This is a genomic window from Dyella sp. PARNA 12/25 (assembly GCF_055702865.1).
Map to the genome: position 1 here is coordinate 54,003 of NZ_JBVQCI010000001.1, position 17,002 is coordinate 71,004.

Sequence of the window (17,002 nt, forward strand, 5' to 3'; positions counted from 1 at the left end):
GGCGCTTTCGTTTATTTGTAATCGCGAATGGATCGAATACGGTCGCGCATGACGTCTATGAAGGTGAGTGCATTGCGGGCCAAGGGCCATTTTGCCAAGTGAGGCAGCAATCGTCTTCGCCAAGGGCGCAGGTACTCTGAGTCGTGGGCGCCCAGCCATTCCCACGTCTCAACGAAGAGCAAAGAATCATTGGAGAAGATCGCATTGGAAAGTTGTGCCTGATAAATCCGTGAAAGTGCGCGCTGACGAACCGAATCAGGGGCGGCGAAGTGATCGCAGATGTCGCGAATCATTGGAATGTAGCGTGCCACGGTGCGTGCGCGGGCGACATAACCGGAATTCATGGCTGAGCCGGGCACCCTTCGGTATACGGCCGTGGCATGCGGTAAGTAGGCGATCTTGCTATGCCCGGCGACAAATAGGCACAAAGGCCAGTCGCCGACAGGGTAGGAGCCCACCGGCAAACCACTGGCCAGGTATTGCCGGTTGAGGCTTGTTCGCACGCACAGGGTACAGGTCTGAATGAAGTTGCCTTCCAGCAGCGCCGCAAGGACCTCCCCTGAGGGTGGCTGATCCAACTTGTGCTGCACAAATCTGGAGAGGGTTCGCCAGCGTCCAGAGCGGAGCAGAATATGGTCGAAGTCGGTGTGTACGGCACCCACACCGTGGTTTGCTCGAAGGTGGTCAACCTGTTCTTGAAGCTTTGTGAGGCTGGTCCAGTAGTCGTCTCCATCGCAGAAGGCGGTGAACTCGCCTCGGGCTAGCGCAAGCAGTCGCAAATGATTGCGTTGGAGGCCCACGTTCGAATCACTCGTGATGATGCGAATGATGCCGGGATGCGCTTTCTGGTAGCGAAGAGCGATGTCTCTGGTGTTGTCCGTGGAGCAATCCTCCCCGATGAGCAGCTCAAAGGGAAACTCCGTGCGCTGAGATAACACGCTTTCAATGGCTTCAGCGAGGTAGGGGGAGTGGTTGTAGGCAAGCATCAACACGCTCACCACCGGGGTGCCGGGAAGGCGTGACGGGTCGCTGATTTCGGTGGTGGACTCAACCACGTTGCGGTCCATGACCATGATCAGGAGGCATCCAGGGCATCTGTCGGCTTCGCTATGGAGTGTTTGATGAGGACGGCAATATCGTGCACGGCCTCCAGCCGAAACCCTGACGCCATCGCAAGAAACAGGATCGCCCCGGCCCCGCCATACGTCATAAGCGCGAGTAACGGTTTGGGCTGCCAATAGTGCGATGCAATCAGTATGCCAGCAGCAACGAGGACAGCGATGCCAAGTACGGGCATAAAATCGCGCAATTGCGCGAGGGCACCATAATTGAGCAGTCTCTTTGTGTAGTGAGTATTGAGGCCGAATGCCAGTACCGAAAAGGCGACCTGGCTCCAGGCAATGCCCGCGGTACCGAAGAACGCGCCAGCGCAGATCAGCAGGACGCCCACCAGCTTTTTGATAACCTCAAGCCGAAACATCAGTCTCGAATGCCCCTGCGCCATCAGTGCCTGCACATTGATGACGTGCATCGGCAGCAGCAACCCAGCCAGGCAAAGAATCCGAAGCAGCGGCACTGCGGGAAGCCACGCCCGCCCGAGCAGGACGCTGACCAATGGTTCAGCCAGTGTCGCCACGCCGAGCATGATCGGCACGTTGGCGAGCATCATTCCACGTATAGCCAACTGGATCCCTCGATGCAGCTTCTCCCGGTCGGTTGCCACCGTGGAGAGCATGGGAAAGGCGACGCGGGAGATGATGCTGGTCAGGAAGTTGGCGGGCATCTGTTGCACGGCATCGGCATTGTTGTAGAAGCCCAGCTCCTTGGCGCCGTAGAGTTTGCCGACCAGCAGGGTATACAGCCTGCTATAGGTGATTTCCAACAAGCTGGAGGCCAGATGGTAGCCGCCGAATCCAAACAGTTTATGGATGGATGGACGGCTCAATTGCCAGGCAGGCCGCCAAGGGTGGAACAGCCACAACAAAGCACTGGTGAGACCAGTCATGGTGACGGCCTGAGCGGCAAGAGCCCACACCCCCCATCCGTGCCATGCCAGCGAAATGGCAACGATGCCGGATGCCAGCGTGGCGAGCACGCCAGCCTTCATCTGCGTGCGAAAATCGAGGTGCTTGCTCAGCAGCGTGCTGTGTATGGCCCCCAACGCGCCGAAGAGTACCGTGAATGCCATGACGGACATCAGCGGCTTCAAGATGGGCAGTGCATAGAAATCAGCGACAGCTGGCGCGATGGCGCACAGGCCGAGGGTGGTCAGGGTGCCGATGGCAAGATTGAGCCAGAAAACCGTGGATTCGTCGGTATGGGTCACATCCTGACGTTGTACCAGGGCTGCCGAAAACCCACCGTCAGCAAAGACCGTGGCGATACCAATGAGTAGCGACAGCAACGCGATCGTGCCGAACTCGCTGGGGGTAAGCAGCCGTGCAAGCACCATGGTCACGACGAACCTGAGCGCCTGACGCAGAAAAATGTCGGCGCCGCTCCATAGCGTGGCTGCAAAGGCGTGCTTCTTATACATGGCTCAGCGCTTTCGCATGGCCGGTACGCCAGCCACCATGCTGCCTGCATCGACGCTGCGGGTGACGCAGGCACCTGCAGCCACGACGGCGTCGTCGCCAATAATCAGCGGGGCAGACGCGGATCCGTTGATGATGTTGGCGCCCGTGCCGATGAATGCGCGGCGGCCTATATGAACATAGCCGGAGACATGTACCCCTGGGGAGAGTGTAGCGAAATCGCCCAGCTCCACATCGTGACCGATGGTGCAGTCCAGGTTGACGTGCACGTGCTGTCCTATCCGAATGTTTGTTGTCAGGACCGATTCAGCGCAGACAACGCAACCAACGCCGAGATCAATCCATGGAGATAGTTCTACTCGCGGATGGATCAGCGTCACCGGATGCATGCCCATCGCCGAACATGCCATCGCCACCCGTTCGCGAACATGGGGGTTCCCAACGGCGACGATATAGGCGCTAGCTGGAAAGTGCTTTACATAATTGTGGATCAACATGATCTTGATGCCGTTGACATCAGGGCCCAAGTATTCGGGCTGATCGACAAGGAAGGTCAGGTTGACCGCGTTTCCCCAGATCTGTCTTGCCAGCCAGGCAAGCTCCCTTCCAAAGCCACCGGCTCCGACTATGGCTAGTCGGCCATCCATGGGAACCGCAGCAGGCTTCTGACTGAACATGGATCACACTCCCTGGGAAGCCAGTGCCGCAATGACAGCAGCGACCACTTGCGCCGCGGATTCGGGCAGATTCAGGCCGTTAGGGAGAATGATGACTCGCTCGGCCACTCGCACCGTGTTCGGCAAGAGCATCTGTGCATGGGGGAACAGATCCCTATAAGGCCGCATGTTGTGACAGCCTGGCCAGAAATACTTGCGGGCCAGGATGCCCTCCGCATGCAACGCGAGAACGACCTGATCGCGATCGACAGGGAAGTGCTCGCTGACTTCGACAACCACATAGTGATAGCTGTTGCGCTCATCCGGGTCATAGCCGAGCACGGAAATACCAGGTATCCCGGATAACGCTTTCACATAAGCGTCGTGGTTGCGCCGGTTCGCGGTGAAAACCTCATCCAGCATGTCGAGATTGACCAGTCCGAACGCTGCGCACACCTCGATCATTTTTCCGTTGGTACCGGGGTGGATGACATTGTCGTAGCCGGCGAAACCGAAGTTGCGCATCAACCGCATTTTCTCGGCAAGGGCATCGTCATTGGTGAGGACCGCGCCACCCTCCATGGTGCTGAATGCCTTCGTCGCATGGAAGCTCAGCACCTCGCAGGAGCCAAAACGCCCGATGGTCTCCCCCTGATGAGTGCAGCCGAACGCATGCGCGGCATCGAACAAGAGCTTCAGATCGTGCTCGTCGGCGATGGCTTGAAGTTCGGCGACGGGTGCCGCGCGTCCCCACACATGCACGCCGATGATGCCACTCGTGCGTGGCGTGATCATGCGCTTCACCGCCGCAGGGTCGAGGTTATGGGTGGCCGGATCGATATCTGCAAATACGGGAGTAATGCCTTGCCAGTACAAAGCATGTGCCGTGGCAATGAACGTCCACGACGGCACGATCACCTCACCCTCCAGGCCGAGCGCGCGTATGGCGATCTCCAGCGCGATGGTGCCATTGCACATGGCCACGCAGTGTTTGACGCCGAGCTCGCTGGCTACGCGCTGCTCAAACTCTTGCACCATGGGGCCATTGTTGGTGAGCCATTGATTGTCGAGGATCTGGCCAACCCTTTCGAGGAAATCCGCGCGATGACCGATATTGGGGCGGCCCACATGCAAGGGTTCGTCAAAAGCGGGCGATGCACCGTTGATGGCCAGGTCGGCTTTGCTACGGATGGTCTTGAGCTGCACTTGAAAGATTCCCGGACATCGGTGGGAGGAGATGGGTGGGCCTGGATGGGAGCTAGCCCCCGCACAGGCCTTCCAGGGCGCCATTGCGCCATTTCGGGTTGCGCGATTCAAGCCCGGCCACGGCGGGCTGTGGGGCGCTCCCTCCTTGCCTTAGTGATGCACGAGGCTGCGCAGCTCGATCAGGGTGGCATCGAGACGTCCCGCGAAGTTCAATGATTCCAGCTGCTGGAGCGCCTGGCTGGCTTGATCCATTTGCCCTTGCGCGATCAGCATGCGGATCTGCGTGATCCGATACGCAGATTCACCTGGCTGGGTTTCAATGGCCTGCTGGATCGCCTGCTCGGCCAGTGATCGGTCGCCCAGCACATTCCACGCATATTCCGAGTAGGTAGCCAGCAACCGCGCGCTGGGCCTGGGGTGAGACAGCGCCGCCTGGAATGCCTGTTTCATGCGGTCTTCTGGCAGGTCGCAGCGGTGGTCGTACGCGCATTGGGACAGGGCCGCCAGGGAGCTTTCATCCTGGACGCCCGGCTTCCGGGCCCTGAGTTTGGCGGTCATCGAGTCCCACCAGGCGTCCTCCAGAGGCAGGCCCATGCGTGCATTCATGAAGATCAGGGCCTGCTGAGGCAGAATCGAGGACGCCGGTAGCGCCGCCGCCCTTTCCAGGGGGGCATAAGCCAACTGCGTATACGGCGACGTGCGGTCGTACTTGGAATAGATGATGTAGCTGCGCCCGAGTTCGTATTGCGCGCGCGGTGATTCGGGGGCACGCTCCGCAAGCTCACTGGCCAACCTCAATGGACTGCTCCAGGCCAGTGCGGTCATGGCGGTCCCTGCCGTCCACCAGAGCAGCAGGCAGGCCAACACGCCGCGCCGAAGTGCCGTGTGGCGTCGAGTGCCTAGTCCACTCCCCAGTGCCGTGAGGTAGGGCACGATGGCCAGCAGCAGCCCGAAGCTGGCGAAATAGTTGCGGTGCTCGTAGATGAGCTCCAGGGGAAGCACGGTGCCTGTGAGCAAATGGCAGCTGAAATAGAGAGCGATGCCCAACGCCACCAGGGGCTGCGTTCGCCTGACCCGGATCATCACCGCGCCCAACAGCGCCAGTGCTACCAGACTGGCCAAGGTCGTCCATGGTGCGAGCAGTCCAGACGAAACCACGAAGTCATCGTGATAGAACGACAAGGTCCGGGGCGTTGGAAATACGGTCCAGACGATGTAATCAACGAGGATGCGGGCCTCGCTGAGCAACCGGGTGTACAGGGTGAAATCACGCGTCACCCAGGCTTCGGGGCTGAGCAGCCCAGGCATCAGATGCGCCAATCCTGCACTCATGGGCAACAGGAGTACCGCGATGAAGAGCAGCACGAGGCGCCCATCGCGACCGTCCTTGTCGCCTACAGTGGTCGATGCCGTTTCCCGCACTGCACGAAACTGGAACAAGGCCCATTCGGTTGCGACGGCGTACAGCGGCAGCATCACCGCTGTCTCCTTGGCCAGAACCCCAAGCGTTGTAGGCAAGCTCAGGCTGACGACGCAGAGCAGGAAATGGCGGTCCAGCAGCGAGCGCCAGCCGCGCTGGACGTGTTCGGGGGCGGTTCTGGCTGCCTGGGTGTCCAGCATGCGCAGGCGGCCGCTGACGTAACCGATGAGCCCCATCAGGACAAACAGGTTTGCCATGCTTTCCATGCGCTGCACGATGTAAAGCACGGCCGTGACATTGATCGGTAGCAGCATCCAGCTGGCAGCCAACACGATGGCAGTCAGATCGGCATGGCTTTCAGTGGAGGCGGGGGCAGCGGCCCTTATCAGCCTTCGCGAAAGCGCGTAGACCAACAAGCCATTCAGCAGATGGATGCACAGGTTGGTCAGCTTCATCCAGAACGGATCAAGCCCGGTTATGAGGTAATTCGCTGCAAAGCTCAGCGATGCCAGGGGGCGTTTGAACTCGCTGGCTGGCGACGACAGCGCAACATTCACCAGGGAGGGCAGGTTGACCGTTGCCGGCTGCACTCCCTTGTTGTCCACAATGTTGGGGTAGTCATCGAACAGCCAACCACCAGTGAGCCCCGGCCAGTAGCAGGCTGCGGTGATCAACAAGGCAAGCGCGAGCCACCATCGGTTTGGAATTTGCGAAAGACCGTGTTGGCTCATTGCGTGCTGGAGACCCCGCCTGGAAATCACACGCCAAGTGCGTGCGATCGTGGGTGGATTGTACGAGGCGGGCGGACGCGCCGCTCGGCCCGGTCATCCTGATGATGCCAAGGGGATGTTGGCGGCGATACGTTATGGCATCGCCGCCGGCCGAAAATCCATGAGGTGTGCCCAGCGCTCCGTGTGGCTGCTCCCATGGAGAGGCTTGCCGCTAACGATCAATCAATGCTTCAAGGCAGCCAATTGCTGGGTCAGGTCGGCTATCTCCTGATCGTACGCGCCGGCCTTATTGAGTCGCGCCGCCAGGGTCAGATGAGTGATCGCTTGCTGGGGTTCGCCCAGTGCCAATGCCAGCTTGGCCAAATTGATCTGAAAATAAGGATTCTGCGGATCCTGTGCAGCGGCAGCCAGGGTGAGGTTGATGGCGGCTTGCGAATCATGGGCCACGTTGAACAAGTAGGCCCCATAGTTGTTGAGAATCATCGCGCGGATCGGTGCGGTGAAACGAGGGTTCTCAAGCGCTGCGTCGACCAGATTCGAAAAATCCTGAGGTGTCAGCGACAGCTTTCGCTCACTGGCCGCGACCAGCATGTCGAGAAATGGGTTGGCTTGCACATACGTTGGGGTCCGCTGCAGCCGTTGCGCGAGGTCATCGAGCGTGGCGGCCGGCACGGGTCCCGTGCTTGCCAGGATGAGAATCAGGTTGGTGAGAGGGTAGACCTGATTGCGGTCAAGCTTGGCGGATCGTTCGAAATAGGGAATCGCCAATTGCTCGGCGGCGTCTCGAGCGCCTTTCGTAGCACCATCAATAATGATGGCGCGGCCGGCCTCAAACTGGGCACGGGAAGATGCGGGGTGGTTTGCTGCTTCTGCAAGAGCGAAGTTCAGCGGGCTGGCTCCCCAATGCACTGCGCGCAGCGCAGTGAGGCTGGCGAATAAAAGCACCGTTGCGCAGCCAGCAATGGCTAAAGGCTTTGCCCATTTCCCCCGAGCCAGTTGGGCCGCCGTGTAGACAACGCCGATCCACAGGCCGGCCATGGGCAGGTAATTGCGGTGTTCAAACACCAGCTCCAGCGGCAGGACGGTCGACTCCATCGCATGCCCTACCAGGAACCAGGCGATACCAAACGTTATTCCGGGGCTACGATGCCGCAGTTTCCACGCCACGCCGATCAGGGCTGCCAGAAAAGCAATGGCGAAGACGGTGGTGATCGGCTGGAGCAGGCTCGTAGACGTTGCGATATCGTCATGAAACAAGCCAAGCCACGACGGGGCTGGGACAAAGATCCACAGCAGGTAGTCGCACAGGATGCGTGCTTCGCTGAGTAGCCGCTGGGGGAGTGTGAAATCCCGTACGACATAGCTGCCCGTAAGCCATTGAGGGTGCATAAGCAGAAAGACAGCAAATGCAGCGATCGGCATCAACACGCTTAACCCAAAGAATGCCTTGAGCACATGTTGCTGGTTTCGTGATGGCGCCTGAAAGCGATAGCAGGTGGCTTCGATCACCAGGGCATAGGCAAAGGTGAGCGCGCCGTTCTCCTTGCTCAGTAGTGCCAGCAGGCTAAATCCGGCCAGTCCAACCAGTGCCAGGGGCAACCCTCGTTCTCCGCGCTGCATGCGCGCACGGCCTTCGGCGTACGCCTGCAGGCCGGCCAAAGAGAAGAGTGCCGAGAGCTCGTTCATGCGCTGCACGACATAACTGACACTGCTGACGTGCAATGGGTGCAGCAGCCATAGTGCGGTGGCGAAGAGCGCCAGCAGCTCCGGTTGGGTGGATGGCTGCCCACTTTCCGCGCCATCCAGTGATTTGACGATGCGCCGCGCCAGGGCAAATAACAGCACGCCGTTGATGAGATGGATCAACAGATTGGTGACTTTGAATGCCAATGGACTAAGGCCAAACCAGTCCGCATTCAGGCCGAGCGACAGCATGCTGAGGGGGCGTCGTAGTGCGCCCGAGCCGGACGACAGCGCAATGGCAAACCAATCCGGGTTGCCGTGTGCAGCGGCGTTGAGCCAGGGATTGCTGACGATATTAGGGTAGTCGTCGAACAGGAAGCCGCCGGCAAGCCCCGGAACGTAGATGGCGACACACAGCACAAGGATGGCTGCGCAACTCAACATGATGTGATCGGGGCGCTTCGACATGTAGTGAGATCTCTGCTCGATCGATAGCTAGTGCTAAATTGGCTCTCTGAAAAGGAAGACGCCGCCCGTAGGCGGCGTCTTTGGCTAGACACCAAGCTTTCGCTTAGCGGCAGATAGCCGGCAGGTACTTCTTGTCGATGCTCGAAGCATGGCAATCCCACTGCAGGGGCTGGTCCGAGGTGGCGCCCGCAGTCGGGGTCAGAACGAAATTCTGACCCGCGGCCGTGGACAGGCCCTTGTCGGCGGATGCAACCACGGTGATGACGCCTGAGACGACATTGAGGGACGCAACATACTGCGTCTTGTGGGTGGCGCAACCGGAGCTCGTGATGTTGGACGGCAGGTTGCCCTGCGACTGATAGAACTCAGCCACCGAGGTCTTGCACGCGTCGGCGGCGACGACGAGCTCGGACACCTTGGAGCGCACGGTGTAGTCCTGGTAGGCCGGCAGAGCGATGGCGGCGAGGATCGCGATGATCGCAATGACGATCATCAATTCGATCAGGGTAAAGCCCTTCTGGACAGTCTTCTTCATGATAGTTCCTCAGTTGATTAGCTAACCGGTAATGCCCCCTGAGCCCCGGTCCCGGTCCCCCTAGGCAGGAACGGTCCCCAATACTTCGGTCTGGAACGACCAGGAAGCTCATGACACGGCAGCATGTTGTATGCCACGACTGCCGTTGACAGGTACCCGCAGCCTTGCGGGTGCGAAGATTGTGCATAGGGTCACGAAGGGGGGCAAGCAACTCCGTCAGGCCAGTACTCGGTACTGTGGATCGCGTCGCGGGTTGCCTTGAAGTTATGCCGCGACAGGGCATGAAGTGACGTGGGTGGTCACTTTTTGTCATGTCACTCGGGCACTTTCATCGAGCCACTGGGCTGGTTGCCTGCCAGGGATCAGTCGCAAGGATGGCCACCGGCCGCTTGCTCTGCTTACTCAAGACCGCGGCGAAGTCGACTTTGCGCGATTGAAGTGGGACATAAAACAGCGTGTCACCGTCTGCTTCCGCGTTGGCTGTCAGTTGTCGCACGCGCGCCTGTTGTGCGGGTAGGGTTACCTTGAGTTCCGACAGTGGCCGAGCGCGCTGAAACAGGCCAGAGCTGGCCTCGTCATAGGAAACATAGAACTCGGGCTGCTGGTCGATATCCCTGCCTCCCAGCGCAGCCTGAAACATAAGGTCGGATGCGTTGGCATGCTTAGGGTCGGCGCCCACCAGCCTTGGGCCACGCCATGATCGCTGCTGGAATTCCGGTGACAAGCCTTTGGCGAGGTCAGCATCGGAAAGCTCGTCAGCCGCGATGATCTTCAGACGATCCACCACCGCGACCACAAACACAGGTCGCGCCTGGCAGATCACATATAGCCCATAGGCAAATGCCGCAGCCTGCAGCAGGGCGATGACGGAGAGATCCAGCCTGAGCAAGCGCTTCGGTTTGGTCGGATTGAATACCAGCAAGGTAAGCAGAGGGCCAATCGCCACATCCACGCCGATGATCAGCAGCATCAGACCCAGCGCGCCGGTGGCCACAAAGTATGGCGATGGGAACCACAGAAAATAAATCAGGGCAGAAATGCCCAGGGCCAAGGCGATGCTGAGGGCGAGGTGGACGCTGGCGGCTTTCCATCGGGACATGGTCACGTGACTCATCGGTGTCGTGTGGGTGGCAACTATTTGGACTGCGATTGAACCAGAATGTCCGGGCTCAAAGATGGGCTGGAAGTCGGAATTTGGGTGGTCAGCGCGCAGCACCACCAGGCGTGCCCTGCATCCACCGCTTCATGACCGGTGCCAGCAGCAGCGCTGCGGCACCCGCGGCCAACCCGAGCCAGATCATGTGCTGGAACAATACGCCGTACTTGGCTGTGGCCTGCGCCACGTCGATCTTGCCGTCGGCGGGGATATCCAGTGCCGCGAACTTGCCGAAGATGGCGGCAAGCTGTTCGGAGAAGGAGGTGCCCAGCCACCAGGCGCCCATCATCACGCCGGCGACTTGTGGCACCGAGAGCTGCGTGACGGCAGAGAGACCGATCGGTGCCAGCGCCACTTCGCCGATCTCGATCAGCAGATAAGCGAGCACGATCCACCACACGCTGCCCAGCGCATCCGCGGTCACCGTGCTGTTGGCGATCAGCAGTGGCAGGAAGGCGAGGCCGGCGAACGCGAGGCCGATCGCACTCTTTACCGGAGTGGAAGGGTTGAGACCGTAGCGGTCGAGGAACGGCCACAGCCAGGCCATCAGTGGCGACAGCAGCACGATGAAGAGTGCGCCCAGATAGGTGAGTGAGCTGGCAGTCTGCGGTAGCACGATGCAGTCGCGCACGATCAGCACCAGGCCCATCACGGTAAGTCCGCCCAGCAGCAAGGCGGGCAGGCGTTGGCCACGCAGGCGCAAAGCCAAGGCGATAACGAAAGGACACAGGATCAATGGAATGGTCGACCATGGCACCGGATGCCCCTCACGGATGACCAGTGAGGGAAAGAGATCCTTGGTCAGCATGCGATCGTTGAACAGCACCCACGAACCGTAGGTTTGTTCGTACAGCGAAAAGAACAGCAAACAGATGGCCGTGAAGAATACGCAAGCCAGCATCTGTTTGCGTTGCACCGGCGTGCATCGCACGGTGACATACCAGCCGAGCCAGCCCAGCCACGAAGCGAGGGCGAGCGTTTGCAGCCACAGCACGGCATCGCCCAGTTGCATCAAGGCCCAGAGTATCGGCAGCGTCAGTGCGGCGCCGAGGTAGATGGCCCATTCCACATTGATAGGGCCGAGCACGCGACGACGCAGTGCTTCCGGGCTCGGCGGTTCCGCATGCCCTTGCAGGTATTTCTGCCCTGTCAAAAAGACGGCCAAACCGGCGAGCATACCGATGCCTGCTGCACCAAACCCGTAACCCCAGCCATAGGTATCACCCAGATAACCGCAGATAAGCGCGGAGAACAGGGCGCCTACATTGATGCCGGCATAGAACAGGGTGAAGCCGGAATCGAGACGCGGATCGTTCTCCGGATAAAGCTTGCCAACTACGGTGGAAATGTTCGGCTTGAGAAAACCCACGCCGCTGATGATCAGCGCCAGCGAAAGATAGAACACGCTCAACGCGAACAGGTCGCGATGCACCACGCCATCGGCGCCGACCGTGGCCGTGTGCCCCTCTACCGCCATCCCCAGATGCCCCAGGCAAAGCAAGATGCCGCCCAGTGCGACCGCCTTGCGCATGCCCAGATAACGGTCGGCGAGCAGGCCGCCCAGCAGGGGCGTGGCGTAGACCAGTCCACCATAGGCGCCGAGCACGGAAAGGCTCTCAGCGTCAGAAAAACCGTGATGCTTGATCAGGTAAAGCGCCAGTAGCGCCTTCATGCCGTAGAAAGAGAAGCGTTCCCACATCTCAGTGAAAAAGCATACGTACAGGCCCTTGGGGTGGCCGAACAGCTCGTCGTGTTCTGCAGTAAAGGCTGGCGTAGCGGCCAGGGTGGTGGCGTCGGTCATGCGGGGCGGGCTTGCTGGCACAAAGGGGCCGAGTATAGCGAGCCCGTTTCAGCGCTTTTGGTGTGGTGCAGCATGGGTAATGCGCTGTGTCGCAAGCGTTCTGCGATATGTCGCCACGGCTTGCGCTAAGCCCCGAGGCCACTTACCGTCAGAGACTTTCGTGGCACCCTCAGGACCCTCTTTTGATGAAACCGTTGTTTGTCGCGCTGGCCCTCGCGCTGGCCACGACTTCCGCCGTGGCGGCCGAAGTCGAAAATCATGGCCCACACCCTTTCACTATTCGCGACCTGGTGATGATGGATCGCGTCAGCGATCCGCAGCTGTCACCGGATGGCCGCTACGCGCTCTATAGCGTGCGCGCCACCGATTACGCAGCCAACAAGGGCGTGACTGCCATCTACCTGCTCGACCTGGACAAGGGCGGTCAGCCGGTCAAGCTAGTCGACAAGGCGTCGTCGGCACGCTGGGCGCCGGACGGCAAGGCGTTCTATTACGTGGCAGACAAGGATGGGGTGTCGCAGTTGTGGCGTCGCCCGCTTGGCCCGTCCGCGCAGGCGGTGCAGGTAACTCATGCACCTCTCGATGTGGACGGCTACAAGCTTTCTCCCGATGGCAAGAAGGCGCTGCTGACCTTTGGCGTATTCACCGATTGCGCTGACCTGGCCTGCACCAAGGAGCGTTTGGATGGCCGCGCTGCCGACAAGGCATCGGGCACGGTCTACGACAAACTCTTCGTGCGTCACTGGGATACCTGGGCGGACGGTCGTCGCGCACAGCTGTTTATCACCGACCTGGACAACGCCAATGAACAGCCGCTGTTGCTGACGCGCGGCATCGACGGCGATGTGCCGAGCAAGCCGTTTGGTGACGATGGTGAATTCAGCTTCTCGCCGGATGGCAAGACGGTGTATTTCGACGTGCGCATCGCGGGCAAGACCGAGCCGTGGTCGACCAACTTCGACGTCTATAGCGTGCCAGCCGATGGCTCGGCAGCGCCGCGTAACCTCACGGCCGCGAATCTCGCGTGGGATGCGGCTCCGGTGCCGTCGCCGGATGGCAAGACGCTTTATTACCTCGCCATGAAGACGCCCGTATCGGAAGCGGATCGCTTCGGCATCATGGCGCTGGATCTGGCCTCCGGACAGAAGCGCGAAGTGGCGCCCGAGTGGGATCGCTCCGCCGGCAGCCTGCAGATTTCCGATGACGGCAAGACGCTCTACGCCGCTGCCGATGACAATGGTCAGCATCCGCTGTTTGCGATTGATGTCGCCACCGGCAAGGTCACGACGCTGGTGACGGATGGCGACGTGGGTGGCTACGCGCTGGGCAAGTCCAGGCTGCTGGTGCAGCGCGATGACCTCAAGCATTCGGCCGACCTGTATGTGGCCGACTTGCAGGGCAAAGGCCTCAAGCAGGTCACGCACTACAACGCCGCGCGTCTGAAGAACACGCAGATGGGCGATCCGGAGTTCTTCACCTTCAAGGGTTGGAACAACGAAACCGTGCAGGGCTACGTGGTGAAACCGGCCAACTACAAGGCCGGCAAGAAGTACCCGGTGGCCTTCATCATTCATGGTGGCCCGCAGGGCGCGATGAGCAATGGATGGAGCTATCGCTGGAACCCGCAGACCTACGCGGGTCAGGGTTTTGCAGTGGTCACCATCAACTTCCACGGCTCGACCGGTTACGGCAAGGCCTTCACCGATTCCATCTCGGGTGACTGGGGTGGCAAGCCGCTGGAAGACCTCAAGAAGGGCTGGAGCGCCGCGCTGTCCAAGTACAGCTTCCTCGATGCTGATCGCGCGTGTGCATTGGGTGCCAGCTACGGTGGCTACATGACCTACTGGATCGCCGGCGTGTGGAACGAGCCGTGGAAGTGTCTGGTGGATCATGACGGTGTGTTCGATACGCGCGCGATGTATTACGACACCGAAGAGCTGTGGTTCGAAGAGCGCGAGAACGGCGGTACGCAGTTCGAGCATCCGGAGAACTACGAGAAGTTCAACCCGCTCAACCACGTCAAGGATTGGCATGTGCCGATGCTGGTGATCCATTCGGCCAAGGATTACCGCATTCCGGATACGCAGGGCCTTGGCGCGTTCACCGCGCTGCAGCGTCGCGGCATTCCCAGCAAGCTGCTGCACTTCCCGGATGAGAACCATTGGGTGCTCAAGCCGCAGAACAGCGTGCAGTGGCATGAGGCGGTCAATGCCTGGTTGAAGCAGTGGACCTCCACGGACGCGACCAAGACGCCTGAGAAGTAAGCGATATGAAAATGGCGGCCTGCGGGCCGCCATTTTTTTGCGCGTCATTCCGGCGCAGGCCGGAATCCAGTAGCGAGAGCACTCGGTTTTCGCGGAACGCCAGAGCGCGAGTTCTCGCCGCAAAACTTGCGCGTCACCATTACCGGACTCCGGCCTGCGCCGGAATGACGAGCAATGAGCGGTCGCGAAGTGGCTATGCCTGCGACTCTTACAACCACTTCGACCGCTTGAGGAAGTAGTAAATGCTGCCGACCAGCGTGCCTACCGCACCAATGATCACCGGGTAAGCCCACGGCTGGTTGAGCTCCGGCATGTGCGTGAAGTTCATGCCGTACCAGCTGGTGATAAGCGTCGGCGCGGCCAGCATGGCTGCATAACCAGCCAGTCGTTTCATGACTTCGTTCTGCCCGAAGGTCACCAGCGACAAGTTCACGTTGATCGCGGCAGCCAGCATTTCGCGCATTGCGCTGATCGACTCGTTGACGCGGAATACGTGGTCGTAGACGTCGCGGAAATAGGCGCGCAGCTCATCGGGAATCAGCTGCGGATGCAGGCGCACCAGTTGGCTGATGATGTCCTGCAGCGGTGCTGCCGCCAGCCGCAAAGTCATCAGGTCACGCTGCATGTCGTAGAGGCGACGAACCGTGCTGCGTTTAAACGTGTCGGAGAAGATGTCCTTCTCCAGGTCCTGCAGCTCTTCACGGAAGTCGCGCACGATCGGCAACAGGTTGTCGACGATGAAGTCGAGAACACCGTAAAGCCCGTAGCTGGGACCGAGCGCAAGCAGCTCGGGCGAATGCTCGCAGGTGCGTCGTGCAGGAGCGTATGACAGCGAAGCGCCGTGGCGCACGGTGACCAGATAACGGGCGCCCAGAAAAATGTGCGTCTCACCAAAGGCGATATGTCCGCCTACCAGCTGGGCCGTCTGCACCACGATGAAGAGCGAATCGCCGTAGGTTTCGATCTTGGTGCGCTGGTGAGCGTGCTGCGCATCCTCGATGGCGAGATCGTGCAGGTCGAACTCTTCCTGGATCTTGTCGAGCAGAGGCGCATCCGGTTCATGCAACCCGACCCATACGAAGGTATCCGGCTGCTTCAGCACCTCGCTGATGTCGTCGAGGCTGATATCCCCTATGCGCTGCCCATCGAAACGGTAGGCAACGCAGTTGATCACCATGGGTGTAGCTGAAGCAGCGGCGGTGTGGGGCGAAGTGGTCATCTGCATGTTCAAATGATGCGCGCCGGCAAGTGGCAGGGCAACGACAGCACGCTAGTGAGTCGCGGCCCGCACGACCGGAGAGCGCCTCAATGTCCACGCCAGTGCCAGCCAGCACGGCAGTGCGAACAATAGCCAAGGCTGGTTCTGCTGTACGACGCCGGGCAGCAGGTGCAGCAGCATGGCGGCGAGCAGGGCCAGCAGTTGCACCACGATCAGTATGTCGACTCGGCGAGAGGCGGTTGCGCCTCGCCGGGCGCGCCACACGGCGCCGATCATCAGGAACGCCAGCGGGTTAAACAGCAGCAGGTTGGCGTTGGCCCAGGCGGAGTGATGGGTGGTCAGTACCCACAACACCAGCAAGGCGATACCGACGAAGCCTGCGAGCACGAGATAGAGCGAGCCGAGCAGCGCATAGAGGGTTCGCGCGTAACGGTGCGTCATTACCAGCAAAGCAGCGAAGATCCATCCAGCCAGCGCCAATGGCAGGCGAAGATCCGGTGCTTGCGAGGGAGGTGCGTCGAGGCGATTGGGCGAGGCCAGTTGCTCGTCCTGCACCAGCGGATGCGCGTTACCTTGCGCATCGGTCACGGTGACGTGGCTGATTTCCGACTGCAACACCATGGGCAGAAAACTCTCCTGCCAGGCATTGAGCGGCTGGTCTGCGTACGGACCGAGGCCCAGGTCGAGTATCAGCATCAGCCAGGCTTGCTGGCTCATCAGGCGCGCGGTCTGCTGGCGGAAGGTCATGCCACCTGGGCGACTTTCCAGCTGCTGCTTCAGGACGCCGCCCAAGGCCTTGTCCAGCGCGTCGCGAACGCGCGTGGCGCAGTTCTTTTCGTAGTAGTCGTAGTCGTAGCGGACATTCTCGGGCTGTAGGTTCCACAGCAGGAAGTCGCGCAAATCAGACGCCTGCGCCGGTGTGAACTCCAGGCGCTGGCGGGTCACGGAGCGGCCGACATCCATGTAGTACTTCTGGTCCACCTCGGTGGGTGCGGCATCCATCAGGTAATGCATGCGCCCTGCAGCGAAGTGCAGCAGAAAACCTTCTTCGTCGAAGTCGAACACGCCGTAGTTGAAGGTGATGGCTTCACCGCTGACCGCGTCGCGCAATTCGATGGCATCGTGCCCGAAGCGTTCCCAATAGGTGTCGCCGGGGCCGTAGGTGACCAGCGACACTTCCAAGTTGGCGCCCGGCGCATTGGCGACGCCGGCTTGCGCACGTGGCGACCAACCCAGCGCGCAGCACAGCAGGATCAGGGCGAAACCGGCCAGCGTCCGCCGGAACCATGAAGAAACAGCCGGCAACGGCTTCCTGCCCTGATAGTGCAC

12 protein-coding genes are annotated in these 17,002 nt (G+C 60.4%); 1 reads left to right on the top strand and 11 read right to left on the bottom strand.

What is annotated here, in order from left to right; translation table 11 throughout:
* Nucleotides 1-11 precede the first annotated feature (11 nt).
* From AC0GUR_RS00250 to AC0GUR_RS00290, 9 genes are all read right to left on the bottom strand, one after another.
* Entirely contained in the window at nucleotides 12-1,067 is a 1,056-nt protein-coding gene (locus tag AC0GUR_RS00250) for a glycosyltransferase (RefSeq protein WP_472875455.1), read from the bottom strand.
* 8 nt (nucleotides 1,068-1,075) lie between these two features.
* Complete coding sequence (locus tag AC0GUR_RS00255) at nucleotides 1,076-2,536, bottom strand: lipopolysaccharide biosynthesis protein (protein ID WP_472875456.1); 1,461 nt, start codon at nucleotides 2,534-2,536, stop codon at nucleotides 1,076-1,078.
* A gap of 3 nt (nucleotides 2,537-2,539) precedes the next feature.
* Nucleotides 2,540-3,211, bottom strand: coding sequence for an acetyltransferase (locus tag AC0GUR_RS00260; RefSeq protein ID WP_472875457.1), 672 nt, complete (start codon nucleotides 3,209-3,211; stop codon nucleotides 2,540-2,542).
* A gap of 3 nt (nucleotides 3,212-3,214) precedes the next feature.
* Entirely contained in the window at nucleotides 3,215-4,396 is a 1,182-nt protein-coding gene (locus AC0GUR_RS00265) for an aminotransferase class I/II-fold pyridoxal phosphate-dependent enzyme (protein WP_472875458.1), read from the bottom strand.
* 150 nt (nucleotides 4,397-4,546) lie between these two features.
* A complete protein-coding gene (locus AC0GUR_RS00270; protein ID WP_472875459.1) occupies nucleotides 4,547-6,547 on the bottom strand; it encodes a tetratricopeptide repeat protein in 2,001 nt (666 codons plus the stop codon).
* Nucleotides 6,548-6,769: 222 nt separating this feature from the next.
* On the bottom strand, nucleotides 6,770-8,698 hold the full coding sequence (locus tag AC0GUR_RS00275) for a hypothetical protein (RefSeq protein WP_472875460.1): 1,929 nt from the start codon (nucleotides 8,696-8,698) through the stop codon (nucleotides 6,770-6,772).
* A 103-nt stretch (nucleotides 8,699-8,801) separates the two neighbouring features.
* Nucleotides 8,802-9,233 (bottom strand): pilin, encoded by a 432-nt coding sequence (locus AC0GUR_RS00280; RefSeq protein WP_472875461.1) that lies wholly within the window; start codon nucleotides 9,231-9,233, stop codon nucleotides 8,802-8,804.
* 328 nt (nucleotides 9,234-9,561) lie between these two features.
* A complete protein-coding gene (gene tfpZ, locus AC0GUR_RS00285; protein ID WP_472875462.1) occupies nucleotides 9,562-10,332 on the bottom strand; it encodes a TfpX/TfpZ family type IV pilin accessory protein in 771 nt (256 codons plus the stop codon).
* 103 nt (nucleotides 10,333-10,435) lie between these two features.
* Nucleotides 10,436-12,190 carry a peptide MFS transporter gene (locus AC0GUR_RS00290; RefSeq protein ID WP_472875463.1) on the bottom strand — a complete coding sequence of 585 codons (1,755 nt, stop codon included), beginning with the start codon at nucleotides 12,188-12,190 and terminating at the stop codon, nucleotides 10,436-10,438.
* Nucleotides 12,191-12,375: 185 nt separating this feature from the next.
* Between AC0GUR_RS00290 and AC0GUR_RS00295 the strand changes: the two genes are divergently transcribed.
* On the top strand, nucleotides 12,376-14,454 hold the full coding sequence (locus AC0GUR_RS00295; protein ID WP_472875464.1) for a dipeptidyl-peptidase 5: 2,079 nt from the start codon (nucleotides 12,376-12,378) through the stop codon (nucleotides 14,452-14,454).
* 208 nt (nucleotides 14,455-14,662) lie between these two features.
* Here AC0GUR_RS00295 and AC0GUR_RS00300 read toward each other — a convergent pair whose 3' ends face one another.
* Both AC0GUR_RS00300 and AC0GUR_RS00305 read right to left on the bottom strand, forming a co-directional pair.
* Complete coding sequence (locus AC0GUR_RS00300; RefSeq protein WP_472875465.1) at nucleotides 14,663-15,673, bottom strand: magnesium and cobalt transport protein CorA; 1,011 nt, start codon at nucleotides 15,671-15,673, stop codon at nucleotides 14,663-14,665.
* Nucleotides 15,674-15,724: 51 nt separating this feature from the next.
* On the bottom strand, nucleotides 15,725-17,002 hold the full coding sequence (locus AC0GUR_RS00305) for a lipoprotein N-acyltransferase Lnb domain-containing protein (RefSeq protein ID WP_472875466.1): 1,278 nt from the start codon (nucleotides 17,000-17,002) through the stop codon (nucleotides 15,725-15,727).